The organism is Inquilinus limosus DSM 16000 (assembly GCF_000423185.1).
In the GTDB taxonomy this organism is placed as follows: Bacteria; Pseudomonadota; Alphaproteobacteria; order DSM-16000; family Inquilinaceae; genus Inquilinus; species Inquilinus limosus.
This window is the reverse complement of record NZ_KE383988.1, coordinates 105,887-129,126: the sequence shown is the minus strand read 5'-3', so window position 1 is coordinate 129,126 and position 23,240 is coordinate 105,887. Positions and strand designations below refer to the sequence as shown.

Here is a 23,240-nt window from a genome sequence, read left to right as displayed (position 1 = left end):
CACTGGACATCCCGGCCGCATGGACTCGCAATCCTCCGACAACCCGCTGATCGCGCCCTCGCCGCTGCAGGACCAGGCGGTGCCGTTCGACCGCATCGAGGTCGCGCACTACCTGCCGGCGCTGGACCATGCGATCGCCGAGGCCAAGGCCCGGATCGAGGAGATCCTGGCGAACCCGGCGGAGCCGGATTTCGAGAACACCATCGTGGCGCTGGAGCAGGCGGGCCAGGAGGTCGACCGCGTCTCCTCGGTCTTCTACAACCAGCTCTCGGCCAAGACCTCGGACGAGCTGCAGGCGCTGGCCGCCGATTTCGGGGCCAAGAGCGCCAACTTCTCCTCCGACGTCTCGCTCGACCCGCGCGTCTTCGCCCGGGTCAAGGCGGTGTGGGACGCGCGGGAGAAGCTCGATCTCAAGGGGGAGAAGGCGCGCCTTTTGGACGACACCTACAGCGGCTTCGTCCGCAACGGCGCCCTGCTGTCCGACAACGAGAAGGGCGAGCTGCGGTCGGTCGACGAGCGGCTGGCCAAGCTGACGCCCGACTTCCAGCACAACGTGCTGAAGGCGACCAACGCCTTCACCCTGTGGGTCGAGGACGAGGCCGATCTGTCGGGCCTGCCGGAGGGCGCGGTCAAGGCGGCGAAGCTGGCGGCGGAGGAGCGCGGCCGGCCGGAAGCCTGGGTGTTCACGCTCGACGCGCCGAGCTACGTCCCGTTCATGACCTATGCCGACCGCCGCGAGCTGCGCGAGCAGCTGTGGCGCGCCTTCAATTCCCGCGCCTTCGGCGGCGAGTTCGACAACCAGCCGCTGGTCAAGGAGATCGCGGCGCTGCGCTTCCAGCGCGCGAAGCTGCTGGGCTATCCGACCCATGCCGCCTTCGTGCTGGAGAAGCGGATGGCGGAAACGCCGGCCGCGGTGCACGCCTTCCTCGACCGGCTGCTGACCGCCTCCAGGCCTGCGGCCGAGCGCGACCTCGCCGACATCCAGGCCCATGCCAGGTCGCTCGGCGGGCCGGAGACGCTGCAGCCCTGGGACGTCGGCTACTACTCCGAGAAGCTGAAGCAGCACCGCTTCGCCTTCGACGAGGAGGCGCTGCGCCCCTATTTCCCGCTGCAGCAGGTGATCGACGGCGTGTTCGAGCACTGCCGGAGGCTGTACGGCCTGGTGTTCCGGCCGTCCGAGGCCTATCCGGTCTGGCACCCGGACGTGAAGGCCTATGAGGTCTATGACGAGGCCGAGGACCGCTATGTCGGCCTGTTCTACGCCGACTTCTTCCCGCGCGCGTCCAAGCGCAACGGCGCCTGGATGACGACCTATCGCGACCAGGGCCTGTATCGCGACGGGATCAAGCGGCCGCATGTCGCCATCGTCTGCAACTTCACCAAGCCGACGGCGGACCGGCCCTCGCTCCTCTCCTATGACGAGGTGCGGACCTTCTTCCACGAGATGGGCCACGCCCTGCACGGCCTGCTGTCGCGCTGCACCTACCGTTCGCTCGGCGGCACCAACGTGTACTGGGACTTCGTCGAGCTGCCGTCGCAGATCTTCGAGAACTGGGTGCAGGAGAAGGACGGGCTGGACCTCTTCGCCAGGCACTACCGCACCGGCGAGCCGATGCCGGCCGAGCTGGTGCAGAAGATCCGCGACAGCGCCCGCTTCATGGCCGGCTGGCAGTCGCTGCGCCAGACCTCCTTCGGCCTGCTCGACATGGCCTGGCACGACGGCGACCCGACCGCGATCGAGTCGGTGCCGGAGTTCGAGCGCGCCGCGACCGCCCGCGCCCAGGTGCTGCCGCCGATCCCGGAGGCCAACACCTCCTCCGGCTTCAGCCACATCTTCGGCGGCGGCTATTCCGCCGGCTACTACAGCTACAAATGGGCCGAGGTGCTGGACGCCGACGCCTTCGAGCTGTTCAAGGAGAAGGGCCTGTTCGACCCAGAGACCGCCCGCAGCTTCAAGGAGAATGTCCTGGAGCGCGGCGGCACCGAACACCCGATGGAGCTGTACAAGCGCTTCCGCGGCCGCGAACCGGACCCGGATGCGCTGCTGCGGCGGGACGGGCTGATGTAGCGCCTCGATTTAACTGAAAGCCCTTTTTTCCCAATCCTGTCATGCCCGGGCTCGACCCGGGCACCCAGAGTCTGTCGAGACCCTCTGGATTGCCGGGTCAAGCCCGGCAATGACAACAAAGAATGTCATTGCCTCCATGCCTTCGAACATCGACCCGATCGACCGCCGCCGCACCTTCGCCATCATCGCCCACCCCGACGCCGGCAAGACCACGCTGACCGAGAAGCTGCTGCTGTTCGGCGGCGCCATCCAGATGGCCGGCGCCGTGAAGGCCCGCGGCGAGCAGCGCCGCGCCCGGTCGGACTGGATGAAGGTGGAGCGCGAGCGCGGCATCTCCGTCACCGCCTCGGTGATGACCTACGACTATGGCGGCCGCACCTTCAACCTCCTGGACACGCCGGGCCACGAGGACTTCTCGGAGGACACCTATCGCACCCTCACGGCCGTCGACAGCGCGGTGATGGTGATCGACGCCGCCAAGGGCATCGAGGACCAGACCCGGAAGCTGTTCGAGGTCTGCCGCATGCGCGACGTCCCGATCACCACCTTCATCAACAAGATGGACCGGGAGAGCCGCGATCCCTTCGACCTGCTGGACCAGATCGAGCAGGAGCTGCAGTTGCACGTCACCCCGGCGACCTGGCCGATCGGCAGCGGCCGCGGTTTTCTGGGCTGCTACGACCTGTTCCACGACCGTCTGGTGCTGATGGAGAAGGGCGCCAAGGGCGCGCTGCCCGCGGAGGGCGAGACCTGCACCGGCCTCGACGACCCGAAGCTGGACCGGCTGCTGCCGGCCGACGCCGTGGCCACGCTGCGCGAGCAGGTGGAGATGGCGCGCGGCCTGTGCCCGGAATTCGACCTGCAGATGTTCCGCGAGGGCCATCTGACCCCGGTGTTCTTCGGTTCCGCGGTCAACAATTTCGGCGTGCGCGAGCTGCTGGACGGGCTCGGCGCCCTCGCCCCCTCGCCCCGGCCGCAGCCGACGGCGGGCCGGCTGGTGGAGCCGACCGAGGACAGCGTCTCGGCCTTCGTGTTCAAGATCCAGGCCAACATGGATCCGAAGCATCGCGACCGCATCGCCTTCGTCCGCCTCGCCTCCGGCCATTTCAAGCGCGGCATGAAGCTGAAGCATGTCCGCTCCGGCAAGGTGATGAACATGCACAACCCGGTGCTGTTCCTGGCCCAGGACCGCGAGCTGGCGGAGGAGGCCTGGGCCGGCGACATCGTCGGCATCCCGAACCACGGCAATCTGCGCATCGGCGACGCGCTGACCGAAGGCGAGGACCTGCGCTTCACCGGTATCCCCAGCTTCGCGCCCGAGCTGCTGCAGCGGGTTCGGCCGGACGACCCGATGAAGGCCAAGCATCTCGGCCGGGCGCTGGAGCAGCTGGCCGAGGAAGGCGCGGCCCGGGTGTTCAAGCCGCTGCTCGATGCCAACTGGATCGTCGGCGTGGTCGGCGCGCTGCAGTTCGAGGTTCTGGCCGACCGGATCCGCACCGAATACGGCATCCCGGTGCATTTCGAGCCGGCGCCCTACTATACCGCGCGCTGGGTGGAGTCGGACGATCCGGCCGCGCTCAAGTCGTTCCAGGACAGCGTGCGCAGCGCCATGGCCGAGGACCATGACGGCGCGCCCGTCTTCCTGGCGCGCAACGCCTGGCATCTCGAGACCGTGACCAAGGAGAACCCGGCGCTGCGCTTCCTGAAGACGAAGGAGCAGACGGCGTAAGGCCCGACTGCACCTTCTGTCTTCGGCGGCCTAGTCCGGAATCATGCCGTGGTTGCGCATCCGCGCGATCACGGCATCGCCGTCCGTCGTGCCTTCGATCCGGTTCACGACGGCGTGCAGATTGTCCAGGGCGCTGCCCTCGAACGACTCCATGTCTCCCTTCCAGCCGGTGAAGTCGATCGGATCGGGCAGGCCGCCGATGCTCTCCATCACGTTCAGGGACTGGCCGACGACCTGCGCGGCCAGCGGCCCGTCCATGTCCTTGGTCAGCCATTCGAGGCGCCGGAACATCTCCAGCCCGCCTTCGTGCAGGCTCCGATCGCGATCCTCCAGCGGCATCGTCACGAACTGACTGAGGGACGAGAGGGCCAAGGGCTCATCGGACAGCTTCTGCGCCAGCTCCTGCTGCGCCGCCGATGACGCATATCGGGCGCCGATCGCGAGATCGTAGAACTGCTGGTTCGGGATCCCGTATTCCTGCGTCTCGGAATAGCCGCCCATGGCGGCGGCCCGGGCATAGATGGCCTGGGCCGCCGCATGCGTGCCCGCGCCCTTGTGCGAGGTCGGCTCCAGTTCAACTCCACCTTCCGCGGCGACCTGCTCGATAGCCTGCATCACGGGCCCGGCATCGACCCAATCCCGCTCATAGAGCCGATTGAGGACTTCCCCCTTGGTGACCGAAGCGCCGCGCGTCGTCTCGTCGAGGAATGCCCGGATGTCTTCCGCCATCGCCCCGGCGCTGTCGTCGGTCTCGTCGGCGTGATACTCGAGCCGGTTGCCACGGCTGCGCAGCTGCGTCGCGAACGCCTCCTCGCCTTCGCGCCGTTCCGCCTCGGCGGGGTCGGTGGCGAGTCCCGACAGGGCGGCGGCGTATTCGATGCCGTTTCGCACCCAGGCTTCCCTCGCGTCCGTGGTGTCCGATGTGCCGCCCTCGGGGAAGGCCTCGAGCAGGCGCAGCACGGTCGCCTGCCGCTCCGCCGGGGACTGCTTCTCGAGGAAGGGCATCACCTGGTTGAGGGCCATGGCCCCGCCCATCTCGTTCGCCTCGGGATTCTGCCCCGCCACGATCTCGCTGCGGAGCAGCTCGACCAATTCCGTCTCCGTCGACGGCTCGTCCGGCAGGTAGGTGGACAGCGAGGCGGGACGCGCCGAGGCCGCCCGCTGCAGCGCCGCCTGGAAGGCCTGCTGCTGCGGCGCCGAAATGCTGGTGCGGACGATCGGCCGGTCACTGCGCTCGATTCTGAGCGACATGGTCTCTCCCCCAAGAGAAGCTCACGGTCGCCCTTCTTACGCGACTCCTAGGGAGGAAATCCTCACCTTCTGCCGGTACAAATGTGAATTTATTGTTGCAATTTTGTGTAACACATTCCTATTGGATCGCCCTCTTCACACTCCAAGGATGTGCCGCGCCGGCAGCCTGTAAAATACAGACCGATCGGCAAAATCGATCGATTTCAAAAAATGAATGCGTTGGATTGGTTGAAAGCCGCGGATCATCTTTGTGACAGTTCTGCAACGAGACTGTCATGGCGATCGTCGATCCGCTCCAGCCCTCCCTTCCCACAACGCAGCGTCTGAGAGCGGCGGCCAGCTCGATCCCCGGCGCCGTCGCCCGGCTGGCGCCCGGCTTGGTGCTGTGCGGTGCGGTGACCCTCGCCGCCCTGCTGCTGGAGCGTATCGAAGCCGGGCTGTTCGGCCATGCCTGGCTGGAGGCGCTGGTGCTGGCGATCCTGGTCGGCGCCCTGGTGCGCACGCTGTGGAGCCCGAGCCAGCGCTGGACGCCTGGAATCTCGTTCAGCGCCAAGACCCTGCTGGAGATCGCGGTCGTCCTGCTGGGCGCCTCGGTCAGCGTCGGCGCGATCGTGACGGCGGGCCCGGTGCTGCTGCTCGGGATCGCCGTCGTGGTGGTCGTGGCCATCGCCGCCAGCTACGGGCTGGGGCGCCTGCTGGGCCTGCCCCACCGCATGGCGGTGCTGGTCGCCTGCGGCAACTCGATCTGCGGCAACTCCGCGATCGCGGCGGTGGCGCCGGTCATCGGCGCCGACGGCAAGGAGGTGGCGGCGTCGATCGCCTTCACCGCCGTGCTCGGCGTGCTGGTGGTGCTGGGCCTGCCGTTCCTGCCGGCGCTGCTGCAGATCAGCGAGGTGCAGTACGGCGTCCTGGCGGGGCTGACCGTCTATGCCGTGCCGCAGGTGCTGGCCGCCACGGCGCCGATCGGGGCGATCGCGCTGCAGCTCGGCACCCTGGTCAAGCTGGTGCGCGTGCTGATGCTCGGGCCGATGATCCTGGTCCTGACGCTGGTGACGCGGCGCCGGACCGACGGCGCCGCCCCGGCCCCCACGCGCCGGATGCCGTGGCACAAGCTGGTGCCCTGGTTCATCGACGGTTTCCTGCTGCTGGCCGTGCTGCGCTCCTTCGGGCTGCTGCCGGAGGCGGTGCTGGCCCCGGCCGCCGCGGTGGCAACCTGGCTGACCGTGTTGTCGATGGCCGCGCTCGGCCTCAGCACCGACCTGGGCAGCGTCGCCAAGGCCGGCGGCCGGGTCACGGCAGCGGTCACCCTGTCGCTGCTGGTGCTGGGCGCGATCAGCTTCGGGCTGATCCGGCTGCTGGGGATCGTTTGATTCTTCAGGTCCCGGCCGCTGAATTCGGAGAGATCAAAGTTACCGCCGGAAAGTAAGCCCGGTAGCGCTCGACATCGCGTGTGAGGATCGACAGCCCGCTGACCTCTGCTTGGCTGCCGATGAAGAAATCGGGCAAAAGTCGATCCCGCTTCCCGCCTGTCTTGCGGTATTCCGCGAATGCCTTCCCGGCGCGAAACAGCGCCGGGCGGGTCATTGGCAAGACCTCCAAGCCGGTCTCATCGATAAAAGTGTCGAGTTCCTCGATCCGAGGGTAGCGGATACTCAATTCGGCATAGACGATGTCATTGATCAGAAGCGGCCCACGCTCGGCCGCAGCTTCGAGTTGCTCAAGCGACCATTTCGCCCAGGCTGGATCCCCGGTCACGATGTCGAGCAGGACGTTGGTATCGACCAGCGTCATTCATCGCCGCGCGTGAGCGCCATGATCTCGTCTGTCGTCGGGCCGGGCCCGGCATGTCCGAGAAACTCGGCGAACCGACGTCTCGGGCGCCTCTCCTCGACCACCCCGATCACACGGCCTCGGGCATCTTTCAGCCGCACCGTCCAATTCCCGTCGCGCGTCCGAACGAACTCCATCTTCGTTCCCGGCCGGATATGGAGCTGATCCCGCACGGATTTGGGAATGGTGACGCGACCTCCCGGCCCCACCGTTGCTTCAGCTGTGCTCATGTGACGTCCATCGAACGATCGGTAAGGCGTTGCACTTCGACAGAAGATATCATGCACATTCGCCGATGGCGCCAGGGGTCGTCTCAGAAGATCGACGCCCCGGCATCGGCGCGGCCGGCGGCGTGGCGGAAGGCGGCGAAGAGCTCGCGTCCGACGCCGACATGCGACGGCGCCAGATCGGCCGTGGCGTCAGCACGCGCCGCCCATTCCTCGGCGTCGATGCCGCGGATCTCGAGCCGGCCGGTCACGGCGTCGAGGCGCAGGATGTCGCCGTCGCGCAGCTTGGCGATCGGCCCGCCGACCGCGGCCTCGGGCGTCACATGGATCGCCGCCGGCACCTTGCCGGAGGCGCCGGACAGGCGGCCGTCGGTGACCAGCGCCACCTTGCGGCCGCGGTCCTGCAGCGCGCCGAGCGGCGGCATCAGCTTGTGCAGCTCCGGCATGCCGTTCGCCTTCGGGCCCTGGAACCGGACCACGGCGATGAAGTCCTGGTCCAGCGCCCCGGCGCGGAACGCGGCCTGCAGCTCCTCCTGCGAATGGAAGACCTTGGCCGGCGCCTCGATCACATGGCGCTCCGGCGCCACGGCCGAGGTCTTGATCACCGCCCGGCCGAGATCGCCGTCCAGCACGCGCAGCCCGCCGGTGGCCTGGAACGGCTCGGCCGCGCCGCGCAGCACCGTGGTGTCGCCGCTGGCCGTCGCCGCGTCGCGCCACACCACCTCGCCGTTGCCGTCGAGGCCGGGCTCGACCGTGTAGCGGTCCAGCCCCCCGCCCCAGATCGTGGCGACGTCGTCGTGCAGCAGGCCGGCGCCGAGCAGCTCGCGGATCAGGAAACCGGTGCCGCCCGCCGCATGGAAGTGGTTCACGTCGGCCTTGCCGTTCGGATAGACGCGGCACAGCAGCGGCGTGACCTCGGCGAGATCGGAGAAGTCGTCCCAGGTCAGGGTGATGCCGGCCGCATGGGCCATGGCGATCAGGTGGATGGTGTGGTTGGTCGACCCGCCGGTGGCGTGGAGCCCGATCACGCCGTTGACGAAGGCGCGCTCGTCGAGCAGCCGGCCGACCGGCAGGAACTCGTTGCCCAGCGCCGTGATCGCCAGCGCCCGCTTCGCCGCCTCGATCGTCAGCGCATCGCGCAGCGGCGTGTTCGGGTTGACGAAGGACGAGCCCGGCAGGTGCAGGCCCATGATCTCCATCAGCATCTGGTTGGTGTTGGCGGTGCCGTAGAAGGTGCAGGTTCCCGGCCCGTGATAGGACTTGGCCTCGGCTTCCAGCAGGGCGTCACGCCCGACCTTGCCCTCGGCGTAGAGCTGCCGCGCCTTGGCCTTCTCGTCGTTCGGCAGGCCTGAGGTCATCGGCCCGGCGGGGATGAACACCGCCGGCAGATGGCCGAAGGACAGGGCGCCGATCACCAGGCCCGGCACGATCTTGTCGCAGACGCCGAGGAACACGGCGGCGTCGAACATCTGGTGCGACAGCGCGACCGCGGTCGACAGCGCGATCACGTCGCGCGAGAACAGCGACAGCTCCATCCCCGCCTCGCCCTGGGTGACGCCGTCGCACATCGCCGGCACGCCGCCCGCGACCTGCGCCGTGCCGCCGACCGACCGTGCCGCCTGCCGGATCAGGTCCGGAAAGCGCTCGAAGGGCTGATGCGCCGACAGCATGTCGTTGTAGGAGGTGACGATGGCGAGGTTCGGTCCCTCGCCCTCACGCAGCGCGCCCTTGTCGATGCCGCAGGCGGCGAAGCCGTGCGCGAAGTTGGCGCAGCCCAGGCGCCGGCGGGCCGGCCCCTGCTCCGTCGCCTTGACGATGCGGTCCAGATAGGCGGACCGGGCGTCGTGGCTGCGCCGCGCGATCCGCTCGGTCACCTCGGCAATGCGGGCTTGCACCATCGGGCTGGCTCCTTGGCTCACTGTCTCGCCGCCGACCGGGCCAGGCAGCACCCTCCGACCCGATCATGCCTCATGATCAATACGTTAGCACATTTTGTTGAAGTTTATATTTGGCCTTCCGGCAGGGCCGTCACGGGCACCAGAAGATCTCGACCGGCCGCTCGGACCGGGTCAGCACGGCACGGATCGGCATCGCCTCGGCCGGGCCGCTGACCAGCGCCGCCTCCAGGACGCGCTGCTTCCCTGCCCTCTCGATATGAAGGCACAGAGTCTCCGCCGCCAGCAAGACCGGCAGCGTCAGGGTGATGCGCGGCTCGCCCGCCGCCGGCGCCCGCATGGTCTCTAGCAGTTGCCCGGCGGCCGGGTCCAGGGCCCGCGCCAGCCGGTCGCCACCCGGGAAGAAGGAGGCGGTGTGCCCGTCATCGCCCATGCCCAGCACCACGGCCGCGAAGGGTAGCGGCAGGGCGGCGATCCGCGCCTCCACCTGCGCCCTGCCGTCCTCCGGCGTCGGTGCATCGACATGCAGCGGCACGAAATTCGCCGCCGCGGCCGGGCCTTGCAACAGATGCTTCCGCACCAGGGCGGCGTTGGAGCGGTCGGAGTCCTCGCCCACCCAGCGCTCGTCGACCAGGGTGACGTCGATCCGGGACCAGTCGACCGGCCGCTTCGACAGCGCCTCGAAGAACCGGGTCGGGGTGCGCCCGCCGGAGACGGCGAGCGCCGCCCGGTCGGACCGGGACAGGCGCGCCGTCAGCGCCGCCGCGACATGGTCGGCCAGGGCGTCGGCCAGAGCCTCGGGGGTCGAGAAGTCGTGGCGGGCGATGGACATGGCCTTGGTCCTCTCAGTCCTCGTCCTCGTGCCAGGTGCGGCCGTCGCGCTCGATCAGGGCGATCGCGGCGGATGGGCCCCAGGTGCCGGCGGTGTAGGGCTTCGGCGGCTCCTTCGACGCCTTCCACGCCTCGATGATCGGGTCGACCCAGGTCCAGGCCTGCTCGACCTCGTCGCGGCGCATGAACAGGCTCTGGTTGCCGCGGACGACGTCCATCACCAGCCGCTCATAGGCGTCCGGGTTCCGCACGTTGAAGGCCTCGGCGAAGCTCATGTCCAGCGGCACGTGCTGCAGCCGCATGCCGCCCGGGCCGGGGTCCTTGATCATCAGCCACAGCTTCACGCCCTCGTCCGGCTGCAGCCGGATGACGAGGTGGTTCTGCGAGATCGTGCCGGCCGAGCTGTCGAACACCGAATGCGGGATGGCGCGGAAGGTGACCACGATCTCCGACATCCGGGTCGCCAGGCGCTTGCCAGTGCGCAGGTAGAAGGGGACGTTGGCCCAGCGCCAGTTCTCGATCTCCGCCTTCAGCGAGACGAAGGTCTCGGTGTGGCTCGCCGAATTGCCGAGCTCCTCGAGATAGCCGGGCACCGCGCCGCCCGAGGAGGCGCCGGCGCGGTACTGGCCGCGCACGGTGACGTGGTTGACCGTGGCCTCGGTGATCGGCTTCAGCGCCTTCAGCACCTTCAGCTTCTCGTCACGCAGCGCGTCCGCGTCCATCGAGGTCGGCGGCTCCATGGCGACGAGGCAGAGCAGCTGCAGCATGTGGTTCTGCACCATGTCGCGCAGCGCGCCGGCGCCGTCGTAGTAGCCGGCGCGGCCCTCGACCCCCAGGCTCTCGGCCACGGTGATCTGGACATGGTCGATGTGCGAGGCGTTCCACAGCGGCTCGAACAGGGCGTTGGCGAAGCGCAGCGCCATCAGGTTCTGCACCGTCTCCTTCCCGAGGTAGTGGTCGATCCGGTAGATCGACTCCTCGGGGAAGACCTTGCCGATGGCGTCGTTCAGGGCCCGGGCCGAGTCCAGGTCCTTGCCGATCGGCTTCTCGACCACCACCCGCGCCCGCTCGGTGACCAGCCCGTGCCGGCCCAGCTGGCCGCAGATCTCGTCGAACAGGTCGGGCGAGGTGGCGAGATAGAAGATGCGGATGCGGTCGGCGTTCGCGCCCAGCGCCTCGCCCAGCTCTTCCCAGCCCTTCTTGGCCGTGGCGTCGACGGGAACATAGGACAGCCGCGCCAGGAAATCGTCCAGTACCGTGCCGCTCTGCTCCGCGCTCGGCACATGCTCCACGATCGCCTTGCGGGCGAAGTCGCGGAACTCGGCGTCCGACATCGGCCGCCGCGACGTGCCGATGATCCGGGCCTCCCGCGGCACCTGCCCGGCCTTGTCGCGCTCGAAGAGCGCCGGCAGCAGCTTGCGCTGGGACAGGTCTCCCGTCGCGCCGAACACGACGATGTCGAATGGCTCCACGGCGATGACGCGCGCGATCATGTATCCAATCCTCGGGACCACATCGAGCCGCTGTTATCGACGGCCCGGGCGGCAAGTGCCAGAGGGAAATGCGGGCCGAGGGCCGGTCCGGCGCATGCGTCGGTTGAGGCAGGCGCGGGTGCGGCCCGTCGCCGCCCCGTGCCTGCCCAAAGTCTGGGCAAATGCCCGTGGATCAGCCCTTCGGCCGGGCCGGCGGGCTGCGTTTGGTCGTCTTGGCTGTCTTGGCCGCCTTCGCCGCCGCCCGCTTCGCCGGCGCGCGGCCGCCTTTCGCCGATTTGGCGCGCCGCGCCGGCGCTGCCTTGCCTTCCCACGGCTTGGCGGGCCTCGGCCCCCGGACCTTGATGGCGACCCCGCCCTCGTCGTAGCTGAAGACGACGCGGTCCCCCTCCTTCACCTCGCCGCTCAGCATCGCCTTGGCCAGCCGGGTTTCCACCAGCTGCCGGATCTGCCGCCGCAGCTCGCGGGCGCCGTATTCCGGCTGATAGCCTTCGGCGGCGAGGTGGTCGACCAGCGTGTCGTCGATCACCAGCTCGATATCCTGCCCCCGCGCGTTCTTGATCACGCCGTCGAGCTGCAGCCGGACGATCTGCTTGATCTGCTCCGTGGTCAGCGTCTGGAAGATGATGATCTCGTCGATCCGGTTCAGGAACTCCGGCCGGAAGTGCTGGCGCAGCACGCCCATCACGTCGTCCCGGACGCCGCTGGCCGTCGGGTTGAAGCCGATCCGGCTCTGCCGCCCCATGATGATGTCGGAGGCGAGGTTCGAGGTGGCGACGATCAGCGTGTTGGTGAAGTCGACCACCCGGCCCTTGCCGTCGGTCAGCCGGCCGTCGTCGAACACCTGCAGCAGCACGTTGTAGACATCGGCATGCGCCTTCTCGATCTCGTCGAGCAGGATCACGCTGTAGGGCCGCCGGCGCACCCGCTCGGTCAGCTGGCCGCCCTCCTCGTAGCCGACATAGCCGGGCGGGGCGCCGATCAGCCGAGACACGGTGTGGCGCTCCATGTACTCGCTCATGTCGATGCGGATCATGGCGGTCTCGTCGCCGAACATCACCTCGGCCAGGGCCTTGGCCAGCTCGGTCTTGCCGACGCCGGTCGGGCCGAGGAACAGGAAGGTGGCGATCGGCTTGTCGGCCTGCCGCAGCCCGGCCCGGGCCAGGCGGATGGCGTCGCTGACGGCGCGGATCGCCTCCTCCTGGCCGATGACGCGCTGGTGCAGCCGCTCCTCCATCTGCAGCAGCTTGGTCTTCTCCTCCGCCGTCAGCTCGGTGACCGGGATGCCGGTCAGCTTCGATATGATCTCGGCGACGTGCTCGACCATGACCTCGGCCGTGCTCGATCCGATCCGGCGCTTCCACTCGTCGGTCAGCGTCGCCAGCTGCTTCTGCTTCTCGGCGATCTGCTCCGCGAAGGCCTTGGCCTGGTCGTACCGCTTGCGCGAGCCGGCATAGTCCTGCTCGCGCTTGAGCTGGGCGATCTCCGCCTCCAGCTCCTGGATCTCGGCCGGGCGCGAGGTGGTGGAGAGATGCACCCGCGCCGCCGCCTGGTCGATCAGGTCGATCGCCTTGTCCGGCAGGAAACGGCCGGTGACGTAGCGGTCCGACAGCTCGGCGGCCGCGACAAAGGCCTGGTCCTGGATGGTCACGTTGTGGTGTCCCTCCAGCCGGTCGCGCAGCCCGCGCAGGATATTGATCGTCTGCTCCACCGTCGGCTCGGAGACGAAGACCGGCTGGAAGCGCCGCTCCAGCGCCGCGTCCCTCTCGATGTACTTCTGATACTCGTTGAGCGTGGTGGCGCCGATCAGGTTCAGCTCGCCGCGCGCCATCGCCGGCTTGAACACATTGGCGATGTCGAGCCCGCCCTCGCCGCCGCCCTGCCCGGCGCCGACGATGGTGTGCACCTCGTCGATGAACAGCACCAGCTCATCGCGGTGCTGCCTGATCTCGTCGAGAGCCTGCTTCACCCGCTCCTCGAACTCGCCGCGGTATTTCGAGCCGGCGACCAAGCTGTTGACGTTGAGCTCCACCAGCCGCTTGTCGCGCAGCGTCTCCGGCACGTCGCCGCCGATGATGCGCTGCGCCAGCCCCTCGACGATCGCGGTCTTGCCGACGCCGGGCTCGCCGATCAGCACCGGGTTGTTCTTCTTCCGCCGGGCCAGGACCTCGATCGTGGTCTCGACCTCCCGCGACCGGCCGATCACGGGATCGAGCTTGCCGGCGCGCGCCAGCAGGGTCAGGTCGCGGCTGTACTTGTCGAGCTGCGGGGTGTTGGACGGGCCGGCCACCCGCCCCTCCTCCGCCCCGGCGCCGATGATGCGCACGGTCTGCTGCCGCAGCGCCTGCGGCGTCAGCCCGTATTTGCGCAGCAGGTTGCCGGCGAAGCTCTCCGGCACCTCGGCGAGGCCGAGCAGCATGTGCTCCGGCCCGACATAGGAATGGCCGAGCTGGCGCGAGATCAGGAAGGCCTGGTCGAGCGCCGCCTTCATCCGCGGCGAGACGCCGATCTCGGTGCGCGGGCCGACCCGGGCGTCGCCGCGCAACGCGTTCTGGTCGATATAGCTGCGCAGATCCTCCGGTGAGATCTTGAAGGCGTGCAGGATGGTCTGCACCACCTCGCTCTCCGACAGCTCGTGGAGCAGGTGCTCGGTATCGACCTCAGCCTTGCCGAACTGGACCGCCCGTTCGGCCGCGCGCTGCAGCATCTCCTTCGCCTGCTCGCTGAAATGGCTCTGCAGATCCACGCCGGCATGCTCGGGCCGGGGCGGGCCGCGCCGCGGCATCCCGACCGGCTGGGCCTGGCCGAAGAAGTCCTCCAGCATGCCGCCGCGGACCAGCGCCTCCAGCGGCGAGACGTAGCGCTGATGGCGGGCGATCTGGGCATAGTGGTAGTCGCAGACATCGAGCTGCCGGCGCTGGCCGTCCCGCAGCACGGTGACGCGCACCGTGGCGGGCCTGGCCTGGCAGATGTCGCAGAGCTTCTGGGGCATGTGACGTCTCCACTCCGAAGCCTTCGGACGAGGCCTGTTGCGGAACGGCCCGGCGTACGTCCGGGTCGGGAAGGCGGTCGAGGCTGCTCCCCCTCTCCGCCAACGGTCAGCGCCGGCAGCGGTTCCGGCGCCGGGCCATAATGCCTGCGCCGGACCCCGAAATTAAGATTGCGGGCGCTGCGGCCGGGCTGGCGACGACCGGCTTCACCCGCCTCCGCTCGCCCGCCCCTTGACGCCGGCATCGCGATCACGCTTCCTATCCATGCCTTTCATTAATACAAAAGGCACAGAGAGGCACCATGCGGACCGAGGACATGCCGATCGTCGACATCACCGGCACGCCGCATCAGCGCGGCCGGGCGCATGGCGAGGCGCTGCGGCCGCAGATCGCCGAGATGGTCGATCGCTGGAGCCGCCGGGTCGGGCACCGGACCGGCGCCGCGGCCGACGCGTTCCTCGGCCGCTTCTTGACCGAGACCGGTTTCCGGCCGGCGATCGCCCGCTGGACGCCGGAGCTGGAGGCGGAGGTCCGGGGCATCGCCGAAGGTGCGAATCAGCCGGCGGAGATCATCTTCGCGCTGCAGCTTCTGGACGAGGAATGGTGGTACGGCGGCGCCCGATGGCCGGCCCATTGCAGCAGCCTGGCCCTGGCGCCGGGCGACGCCCGGCCAGCCCGGGTGGCGCAGACGCTGGACCTGCCGCAATGGCGCGAGGGGCTGCAGGCAGTGCTGCGCGTCACCGATGCGAAAGGCGGGCCGGCTTATGTCTTCACCTGTGCCGGGATGATCGGGCTGATGGGCGTGACCGGCCGCGGCTTCGGCCTGTGCGTCAACACCCTGATCCAGCTGAGCCACAGCCCGAAGGGCCTGCCCGTCGCCTTCGTCGTCCGCGGCACGCTGGCGCAGCCCGACCGCGCAGCGGCGACCCGGTTCCTGACCGAGATCGACCATGCCTCGGGCCAGAACTACGTGCTCGGCGACCGGCACGGCGTCGCCATGATCGAATGCTCGGCCGGGGCCAAGGCAGAGGACCGGCCCGGCGCCGACCGGCTGTGGCACACCAACCATCCGCTGGCCAGCAAGGACTTCGCTTCAGGCGGCATCGGCGACGACTGGCGCACGGATTCGGTCCTGCGCTGCGCCGCGCTGGAGCGGCGCCTGGCTGATCCCACGGCGCCGGTCGACCTGGCGGCGGTGAAATCCGCCCTGGCGTCGCGCGACGATCCGGCGTCGCCGGTCTCGATCGTGCCCGACCCGGCCGCGTCGCCGGACCGGAGCTGCACGCTGACGGCCGTGATCTACGAATTCGACGACGCCACCACCCTGCACTACACGGGCGGCGCCCCCTCCGCCACCGGCTGGGCGACGCTGCGGGTGGCCTGAGCGCCGGACCGGATCATGCGCCGCTTCGGATCGCCCCGCCCGGCAGATCCTGGATCGCCAGGTCGAAATGCAGGCAGCGGGCGTCGAAGCGGTCCAGCAGCTCCCGGGCCCGCGGCGCGACATGCGCCGCCTCGAGGTCGTCGCCGGCGAAGCGCCGGATGGCCTCCAGCGAGTCGAAATACGTCACGGTCATGAACTCGATCTCCGCCCCGGCGGGGCGACACAGAACCGAAGCCCCGCGATACCCGTCGATCGCATGGGCCGCGGGCAGGAACTCCGAGCGCAGGAACGCCTCGTAGAGATCCGCCGTCTCCACGGTCGACGCCCAGCCTCGCCACACGCGCGCGATCATCAGCTTCTCCTTTGGATCGCATGACACCCAAGTCCAGTTGGGTCCTGGCGGCCCCCCCCGTATTGGCGGAAATTGCACGGCAGGCTCGGAACCGCACCGATCAGGCCTGCTCCGCCAGCCGACGGAAGGCCGAGGGCGGCGTCGGGTCGTCGAGGCGCCGGCGGATCGCCGCGGCGCAGTCCTCCGGATTCAGCCGCGCCGTGTCGACCTCCAGGTCGTAGATCCCGGGGCGGTGCACCTCACGCTGCCAGCGCAGGACCGCCTCTGGCACCGGTTCGGCCGCCGAGCCGGTGACGTATTCGCCCTCCCGCCCCGGCTGCCCGGCCAGCCGCCGGCGCATGATCTCCTCCACCGGGCAGCGCACGCCGACCAGGAGCGCCGGCAGCCCCGCCAGGCGCCGGGCGCAGTCGCGCAGGATGCCGTGAGGCGCGGCGTGCGCCTCGTGATGCCCGACATCGACCACCACGTTCAGCCCGGCACGGCTGTGGGCGGCGACCGCGTCATAGAGCGCGGCATAGAATACCGGGACCCAGGCCTCGATCTCCGGCCGCTCGCCGCCGGGCCGCAGCCCGATCCCGGGCCGGTAGCGCGGCGGCGTTACATGCCGGGCGTGGACGTCGACGCCCAGATTCATCCACGGGCCGTCGAATCCGTCCTGGATCGCCGCGACGATGCTCGACTTCCCCGATCGTGGCGCCCCGTTGAGGACGACGATCCATCCCGGCTCCGTCACCTGCGTCATCGGCCTGGCCTCACTTCAACGATGATCCGGCTGGGGCCTCTCGGCTCAGACCCCAGACCATTCCAGCCCGCCCGGCAGCTCGCCGGCTGCGAAATCCACCTGCAGGACCCTGCGGCGCGCAGGCTTCCGAGCCGCCTCCGACGCATGCAGTATCGCTGTCGCGTACAGCCAGATGTCGCCGGCGTCCGCGAGGCAGGCCGCTGTGCCGCACCGCCCGACGACATCCGCCACCTCCGCCTCCGCGATGCGGCCGAACCGATGCGATCCGGGCGCAACCAGCAGCGGGGCATTGGTGATGGGCACCGGGTCGAGATGGACACGCAGCGTCACCATGCCGGCCAGCACGCCGAAGGGCGGGGCGACGTGGAGCTGGCCGTCCTTCACCGTCCAGGGCCCGAAGCCTTCGACCTCGACGCGGCGCGCCACGGCCACGGTGCGGTCCTGATGCCAGGCGAGCGACCAATTGGCGGCCGGCGTCTTGTCGAACAGGATCGCCCTGACCGGACGCGATTCGCCGCCCAGGATCGAGGCGGCCGCAGCGCCGACGGGCCCATCCTTCGCCAGAAGGGGCCGCAGGCCGGCGATGCCTCGCAGCCTGATGCCGGCGCGATCCGTCGGCATGCCGGCGAGCGCGGCGTCGAGGCGGCACAGCTCGGCTTGCGTCATCGCCGACCGCAGGCGTCGCGCGCCATGCGGAACGAAACGCAGCACATCCGGATCGGGCCAGTCGGGAGAAGGCATGCCTCAGCTAAGGCGACGGGGGCTCGCGGCGCAACACCCGGAGTTGCAGCACGCCCGGCAGATCGGTCAGGCTGTCGGCAGCCAACCGGAGTCGCGGATGAGCGGTTCGATCCAGACCTTTCTGCTCACCCTCTCGGCCCTGTTCTCGATCGTCAACCCGATCGGTGCCGCCCTGATCTTCAGCCAGATCACCGCCGACCGGTCGCATGCGGAGCGGCTGCAGCTGGCGCGGATGATCGGGGTCTACTCCGCCCTCGTCATGCTCGGCGCGCTGTGGGGCGGCGCCTATGTCCTGAGCTTCTTCGGCATCAGCCTGTCCGCCCTGCGCATCGCCGGCGGGCTGATCGTCGCCGCCAGCGCCTGGCGGCTGCTGCAGTCGCCGGAGCAGCAGGAGGAGCGCAAGCAGCAGCAGGCGTCGGAGGCGGAGGGCATCGATTCGGTCGCCTTCTACCCGCTGACCATGCCCTTCACCACCGGGCCCGGCACGATCTCCGTCGCCATCGCGATCGGCTCGAACCTGCCGGTCGGGCAGCCGAGCTTCCTGCCCTTCGTGCTCGGCGCCTCGGCGGCGGCGCTGGTGATCGCGATCGGCGTCTGGATCGCCTATGCCTCGGCCGACCGGCTGGTCGCCCTGCTCGGCCAGTCCCAGGTCCGCGTGCTGTCGCGGCTGATGGCCTTCCTGCTGCTGTGCGTCGGCACGCAGATCACGCTGAGCGGCATCAGCGACTTCGTCCACTCGCTGACGCGCTAGGCCGAGCGACGGTCCAGGACTTTTCCGGAACTCCCAACATCGTCATTGCGAGCGCAGCGAAGCAATCCAGGGCCACTCGCACCGGCTTCTGGATTGCTTCGTCGGCTTCGCCTCCTCGCAATGACGGATGGGGTGTTCCAAAAAGAGTCCTGCCCAGACTGCACGACACGCCTGTTGCGTTCGGGCCCATAGGGAATTAGCAATGCGACGAAGTATCTGACCGACAGGCCGATCCGAAACCAGGGAGAGACGACAATGGCCGAGACGCGGGTGGACCGGGACAGCATCGCACGAATCGAACCGGTCATCCGGCCGCATATCCGGCGGACGCCGGTGATCGAGGCGGCCGGGCGCGATTTCGGCGTCGACGCCGGGCCGATCACCTTCAAGCTGGAGCTGCTGCAGCACGCCGGGTCGTTCAAGACCCGCGGCGCCTTCGCCAACCTGCTGACCCGCGCGGTGCCGGCGATCGGGGTCGCCGCGGCCTCCGGCGGCAATCACGGCGCGGCGGTGGCCCATGCCGCGGCGTCGCTGGGCCTGCCGGCGCGGATCTTCGTGCCCGGCATCTCCTCGCCCGCCAAGATCGAACGGATCCGCCGCACCGGCGCCGATCTGGTGGTCGGCGGCGACCGCTACGCCGACGCGCTGGCCGCCTGCGAGGCCTGGGCCGTGGCCTCCGGCGCCCTCTCGGTCCACGCCTTCGACCAGGCCGAGACCATGCTGGGTCAGGGCACGCTGGCGCTGGAGCTGGAGGACCAGGCGCCGGACCTCGACACCGTGCTGGTCGGGGTCGGCGGCGGCGGCCTGATCGGCGGCATCGCCGCCTGGTACGCCGGCCGGACCAAGGTCGTCGGCATCGAGCCCGAGGCCTCGCCCACCCTGCACCGCGCCTTCGAGGCGGGGCGGCCGGTCGACGCCGAGACCGGCGGCATCGCCGCCGATTCCCTGGCGCCGAAGCGGATCGGCGAGCTGGTCTTCCCGGTGGTGCGGCGGCACGTCTCGGCCGCGGTCCTGGTCACCGACGAGGCGATCCGCGAGGCCCAACGCGCGCTGTGGCAGGGGCTGCGCGTCGTCGCCGAGCCGGGTGGCGCCGCTGCCTTCGCGGCGCTGCTGTCGGGCCGCTACCGGCCGGCCGCGGGCGAGCGGGTCGGCGTCGTGGTCAGCGGCGGCAACACCACCGCGGTCGATTTCGACCGATGAGGGCGCGTCACGCAGGGCAATCGCTTGAAAGCCGTGGGATATTCTGGTCCATTCTGTCCACGATCTATCCGGTCCGGACCATTGCGTTGCCTCTCCCGCCGGACGCGGGAAAGGCCGGACATCCGCCAGGATGTCCGGGTGAGGGCAGGTCCCGGCCTCGACAAAATCCCCTCACCCGGAGCCGCTTCGCGTCTCCGACCTCTCCCGCAAGCGGGAGAGGCAATCGGACCGCGCTTTTTGCCACTGTAGGCGCTTCAGGCGATTGCCCTGGCGCGTCACGGCGGCGACAGTGACTTCCCCGTACGATATCGTTCCCGAGTGCGGCGCATCGATGCGCCGACACCGGGGGAACACCATGGATCGAAAATCTGCGCTCACACGGAGCAGGGCTATCGTCGTGGCTCTTGCCCTCGCTGCCTGTCAGGGCAGCGAGAACGGAACGAAGATGCTAACAACCACCACGCCGCCGGCTTCCGGCCAGACCGCAGGGGTCCAGGGCATCAGGATTCCCGAGATCTGCCGCTCAACAATGCAGACCCTGTCGACGCGGGATCAGGAAATCTGGGACAAGCTCATCGGCGATCCCGCATATCGGCACGACAGCAAAGCTCACTCCGACTTCATGCACGCCCAGATCTCGGCCTATCTCAAGGCCGGCTGCAAGGAGAAGCCCGGAGCTGATCTTGGGAGTTGTCTGGCCGACGGCACTGAATCCGGCCAAGCCAACACCGTCGAGGCGAACCGCGCCCTTCACGACCGTTGCTTTGCCGCCTTCTTGGCAAACTACTGAGCTTTCGGGCGGCGGACCCGGCGGCTTCAGCGGACCCACCTCGGCCGAGCGCATCTGGCCGCCATTCTTCAGCAGCAGCACGGCGCCACCTGCATTCAGCGAGAAGATCACCTCCTTCACCGTGTTGGTGACCACCATGGCTATGCCCGGTCGAAATCGGCCTATGCCAAGGCCCAGGGGCTGGGGGCCCAGAAGCTTCGCCGGCGCGCCGGCAGCCAGAGATCCCGCCGCACCGCCTGAGCCGCGCCTTCAGGCGGCCGCGGCGCTTCCTTCGTCCGGCTGCGGCAGGGTCAGCACCCGGCCGTCACCGACGGCGATGCCGGCCAGCCCGGCCTCGGGCCGGAAGCAGCAGCGCCAGGACGGTCGCGTCCGGTCGTCGGCCGGTGCCGGAGCGCCGTCGAGAAGCAGCGCCCGTCCGGTTTCGTCGATCAGGAAGTCCAGCGTGAAGAGGATCCCGTCCGGCCGCGCCGGATCGCCCTGCAGCCGCCGCAGGACATGTTCCGCCCGCATCCGGTCGAACAGGCGCCGGGCCGCCGCCAGCGCCGGGCCGCAGCCGGATCCGGCAAGCCATTCCGGCGCCACCGGCGCTTCCGGATGGACCAGCGACGCGGCGATGATCCCGTCCGCGCCCAGGAAGATCCGCCACGCCTCCGGATGCGGCCGCGTGTCGCCGGCGATCTTGCGCGGCTCGATCCAGGGCCTCAGCCACGCCGCGACCCGTGGCTGCGGCCACAGGATCGCCTGCCGCGCCAGCCGCGCGTCGCGAAAGCAGGGATGGACCCGGCCGCGGAACACGCTGTAGCCGCGCTCCGCCCCCTCCGGCCGGCGACCGGCCTTCGCCGCCGCCCGCGTGATCTCCAGGCAGCCGATGTCCCAGCGCAGGACGCTCGCCGCCGGGGCGTCCCGCAGGGCTGCGGTCAGGCGCTGCACGGCCGCATGGCCATCGGCGCTGACCGGATCCTCCGAGTCGCCGGCCAGCGAGGCCAGGTCGAACGCCGCGATGTCACCGAGCCGAAGGGCGGGCACGGCCGCGACCCCGGCCGCAGCCGCCAGGGCAAGCCAGTCGCCGAGCCGGACCGGGCTGAACGGCGCCAGGCACTCCTCGGTCCGGACTGCCTCGGTGGCGCGCTCACGGCCAGCCGCGCGGAAGAGAGAACGCAGAGCAAGCGTCAAGGACACATCGACCTCCAGGTCCCACCCCGATGCCGCGGAGGGCCGCAATCGGGTGTGCCGCCGACGCGGACAGCACGTATGGGTTGTGGCCGAGAATACGTCCGAATCCTTACCGCATGGTTTCGATTTATTACTGCAAAATTGTCGTAAAATTATAGAAATCGCAGGCGCCGCAGCACCGGGTCGGGGTGCCGAGACGGGCCGGAGCCCTCCCGCAGGAAGGCTCCGGCAAGGACTCAGGCGGCCTCGTAGCCGATCACGCCCTTGATCTCGAGGAACTCCTCGAGGCCGAACTCGGCGTATTCCCGGCCGTTGCCCGACTGCTTGTAGCCGCCGAAGGGCGCGGCGGTGTCCCAGGCCGGGTAGTTGATGTGGACATTGCCGACGCGCAGCTGCGACGCCACCTTGCGCGCCCGCTCCAGGCTGCCCGACTGGACATAGGCGGCCAGGCCGTAGGGGGTGTCGTTGGCGAGTTCGATCGCCTGCGCCTCGGTCTCGTAGGTCAGGATCGACAGCACCGGGCCGAAGATCTCCTCGCGTGCGATCGTCATGTCCGGCGTCACCCGGGCGAAGACGGTCGGGCGGACGAAATAGCCGCGGTTCAGCCCCTCTGGCCGGCCGGGGCCGCCGGCCACCAGCTCCGCCCCCTCGGCGATGCCGCTCTCGATCAGGCGCTGGATCTTGTCGTACTGCAGCTGGCTGACCACCGGCCCGAGCATGGTGTCCGGCGCGTCGGCCGGGCCGACCTTGAAGCTCTCGGCCGCCGCCTTGGCGTAGCCGATCGCCTCGTCCTCACGGTCGAGCGGCACGAACATTCGGGTGGGGGCGTTGCAGGACTGGCCGCTGTTGCCGAAGCAGCCGGCGACGCCCTTGGTCACCGCCCGCTTCAGGTCCGCATCCGGCAGGATGATGTTGGCCGACTTGCCGCCCAGCTCCTGGTGCACCCGCTTGACCGTGTCGGCCGCGGCCTTGGCCACCAGGATGCCGGCGCGGGTGGATCCGGTGAAGGACACCATGTCGACGTCGGGATGGCTGGAGATCGCAGCGCCGACCGTGGGCCCGTCGCCGTTCACCAGGTTGAACACGCCCTTCGGCACGCCGGCCTCGTGCAGGATCTCGGCGAAGATGATGGCGTCCAGCGGCGCGATCTCGCTCGGCTTCAGCACCATGGTGCAGCCGGCGGCCAGCGCCGGGCCGACCTTGCAGGTGATCTGGTTCAGGGGCCAGTTCCACGGGGTGATCATGCCGACCACGCCGACCGGCTCCTTCACCACCATCGACGTGCCCTTGGGCCGCTCGAACTGGAAGGTCTCCAGCGCCTCGATGATCCGGGTCAGGTGCGCCTCGCCGGCCCAGGTCTGGGAATCGAGCGCGAACTTCCGCGGCGCGCCCATCTCGCGCGACACGGCCAGCGCGATGTCGGGGGCGCGGCGCTTGTAGATCTCCAGGATCCGGCGCAGCAGGGCCAGGCGCTCCTCGCGGCTGGTGCGGGCGAAGGCCGGGAAGGCCCGCTTCGCCGCCGCCACCGCGCGGTCGACATCGGCCGCGGAGCCGAGCGAGATCTGGGCGAAGGGCTCCTCGGTCGAGGGATCGATCACGTCGAGCGTCTTCGGCGTGATCGGGTCGACCCATTCGCCGTCGATGTAGAACTGCAATTCGTGCGCCATCAGAACCTCGTGCGGTCGTGGGGCGGAGGGGAGCCAGGGCCCCTCCTCCGTCGCATCGCCGTCGCCTCCCGCGACGGCCTGATGGACGGTAGAGCACGGCAGCAGGGGGGAGAAGCGCCGCCGGGTGGG

At 69.5% G+C, this 23,240-nt stretch carries 19 protein-coding genes; 6 read left to right on the top strand and 13 right to left on the bottom strand.

The annotated features are described in order from the left end of the window. The first annotated feature begins 19 nt into the window (after positions 1-19). Positions 20-2,068, top strand: a complete 2,049-nt coding sequence (locus G537_RS0134725) for a M3 family metallopeptidase (protein WP_034854021.1) — start codon at positions 20-22, stop codon at positions 2,066-2,068. A gap of 136 nt (positions 2,069-2,204) precedes the next feature. Continuing rightward, complete coding sequence (locus G537_RS0134720) at positions 2,205-3,797, top strand: peptide chain release factor 3 (protein ID WP_026873955.1); 1,593 nt, start codon at positions 2,205-2,207, stop codon at positions 3,795-3,797. Between the two features lie 30 nt (positions 3,798-3,827). On the opposite strand, the gene G537_RS0134715 is transcribed toward G537_RS0134720, so the two are convergent. Then, positions 3,828-4,889, bottom strand: a complete 1,062-nt coding sequence (locus tag G537_RS0134715) for a hypothetical protein (RefSeq protein ID WP_155888919.1) — start codon at positions 4,887-4,889, stop codon at positions 3,828-3,830. 434 nt (positions 4,890-5,323) lie between these two features. Between G537_RS0134715 and G537_RS0134710 the strand changes: the two genes are divergently transcribed. Further along, positions 5,324-6,418 carry a YeiH family protein gene (locus tag G537_RS0134710; RefSeq protein WP_081689246.1) on the top strand — a complete coding sequence of 365 codons (1,095 nt, stop codon included), beginning with the start codon at positions 5,324-5,326 and terminating at the stop codon, positions 6,416-6,418. A 4-nt stretch (positions 6,419-6,422) separates the two neighbouring features. Here G537_RS0134710 and G537_RS0134705 read toward each other — a convergent pair whose 3' ends face one another. The 6 genes from G537_RS0134705 to G537_RS0134680 all read right to left on the bottom strand — a co-directional run bounded on the left by G537_RS0134705 (position 6,423) and on the right by G537_RS0134680 (position 14,313). Then, a complete protein-coding gene (locus tag G537_RS0134705; protein WP_026873952.1) occupies positions 6,423-6,839 on the bottom strand; it encodes a type II toxin-antitoxin system VapC family toxin in 417 nt (138 codons plus the stop codon). After that, a complete protein-coding gene (locus G537_RS0134700) occupies positions 6,836-7,108 on the bottom strand; it encodes an AbrB/MazE/SpoVT family DNA-binding domain-containing protein (RefSeq protein ID WP_026873951.1) in 273 nt (90 codons plus the stop codon). The genes G537_RS0134705 and G537_RS0134700 overlap by 4 nt, the downstream gene beginning before the upstream one ends. An 83-nt stretch (positions 7,109-7,191) precedes the next feature. Continuing rightward, positions 7,192-9,003 carry a phosphogluconate dehydratase gene (gene edd / locus G537_RS0134695; RefSeq protein ID WP_034854019.1) on the bottom strand — a complete coding sequence of 604 codons (1,812 nt, stop codon included), beginning with the start codon at positions 9,001-9,003 and terminating at the stop codon, positions 7,192-7,194. A 130-nt stretch (positions 9,004-9,133) separates the two neighbouring features. Further along, complete coding sequence (gene pgl, locus G537_RS0134690) at positions 9,134-9,832, bottom strand: 6-phosphogluconolactonase (RefSeq protein ID WP_026873949.1); 699 nt, start codon at positions 9,830-9,832, stop codon at positions 9,134-9,136. Positions 9,833-9,845: 13 nt separating this feature from the next. Then, positions 9,846-11,324 (bottom strand): glucose-6-phosphate dehydrogenase, encoded by a 1,479-nt coding sequence (zwf, locus tag G537_RS0134685; RefSeq protein WP_026873948.1) that lies wholly within the window; start codon positions 11,322-11,324, stop codon positions 9,846-9,848. A gap of 172 nt (positions 11,325-11,496) precedes the next feature. Next, complete coding sequence (locus G537_RS0134680) at positions 11,497-14,313, bottom strand: ATP-dependent Clp protease ATP-binding subunit (RefSeq protein ID WP_026873947.1); 2,817 nt, start codon at positions 14,311-14,313, stop codon at positions 11,497-11,499. Positions 14,314-14,612: 299 nt separating this feature from the next. On the opposite strand from G537_RS0134680, the gene G537_RS41570 reads away from it, so the two are divergent. Next, positions 14,613-15,695, top strand: coding sequence for a C45 family autoproteolytic acyltransferase/hydrolase (locus G537_RS41570; RefSeq protein WP_051249496.1), 1,083 nt, complete (start codon positions 14,613-14,615; stop codon positions 15,693-15,695). Between the two features lie 13 nt (positions 15,696-15,708). Here the strand turns inward: G537_RS41570 and G537_RS0134670 are convergent, their stop codons facing one another. From G537_RS0134670 to G537_RS0134660, 3 genes are all read right to left on the bottom strand, one after another. Beyond that, positions 15,709-16,047, bottom strand: coding sequence for a hypothetical protein (locus G537_RS0134670; RefSeq protein ID WP_026873946.1), 339 nt, complete (start codon positions 16,045-16,047; stop codon positions 15,709-15,711). Positions 16,048-16,147: 100 nt separating this feature from the next. Then, complete coding sequence (locus tag G537_RS0134665) at positions 16,148-16,789, bottom strand: chloramphenicol phosphotransferase CPT family protein (protein WP_026873945.1); 642 nt, start codon at positions 16,787-16,789, stop codon at positions 16,148-16,150. 45 nt (positions 16,790-16,834) lie between these two features. Next, positions 16,835-17,455: a phytanoyl-CoA dioxygenase family protein gene (locus G537_RS0134660; protein ID WP_211230617.1), complete on the bottom strand. Its 621-nt coding sequence runs from the start codon at positions 17,453-17,455 to the stop codon at positions 16,835-16,837. A 172-nt stretch (positions 17,456-17,627) separates the two neighbouring features. Between G537_RS0134660 and G537_RS0134655 the strand changes: the two genes are divergently transcribed. Together G537_RS0134655 and G537_RS0134650 are read left to right on the top strand one after the other, a co-directional pair. Beyond that, positions 17,628-18,281 carry a MarC family protein gene (locus G537_RS0134655; protein WP_026873943.1) on the top strand — a complete coding sequence of 218 codons (654 nt, stop codon included), beginning with the start codon at positions 17,628-17,630 and terminating at the stop codon, positions 18,279-18,281. A 255-nt stretch (positions 18,282-18,536) separates the two neighbouring features. Continuing rightward, positions 18,537-19,481 (top strand): threonine/serine dehydratase, encoded by a 945-nt coding sequence (locus tag G537_RS0134650; RefSeq protein ID WP_034854017.1) that lies wholly within the window; start codon positions 18,537-18,539, stop codon positions 19,479-19,481. A 523-nt stretch (positions 19,482-20,004) separates the two neighbouring features. Here the strand turns inward: G537_RS0134650 and G537_RS44180 are convergent. The 3 genes from G537_RS44180 to G537_RS0134635 form a co-directional block, all read right to left on the bottom strand. Then, positions 20,005-20,409, bottom strand: coding sequence for a hypothetical protein (locus G537_RS44180; RefSeq protein WP_155888918.1), 405 nt, complete (start codon positions 20,407-20,409; stop codon positions 20,005-20,007). A 111-nt stretch (positions 20,410-20,520) separates the two neighbouring features. Further along, complete coding sequence (locus G537_RS0134640) at positions 20,521-21,444, bottom strand: hypothetical protein (protein WP_155888917.1); 924 nt, start codon at positions 21,442-21,444, stop codon at positions 20,521-20,523. A gap of 236 nt (positions 21,445-21,680) precedes the next feature. After that, positions 21,681-23,111 (bottom strand): aldehyde dehydrogenase family protein, encoded by a 1,431-nt coding sequence (locus G537_RS0134635; RefSeq protein WP_026873939.1) that lies wholly within the window; start codon positions 23,109-23,111, stop codon positions 21,681-21,683. Positions 23,112-23,240 lie beyond the last annotated feature (129 nt).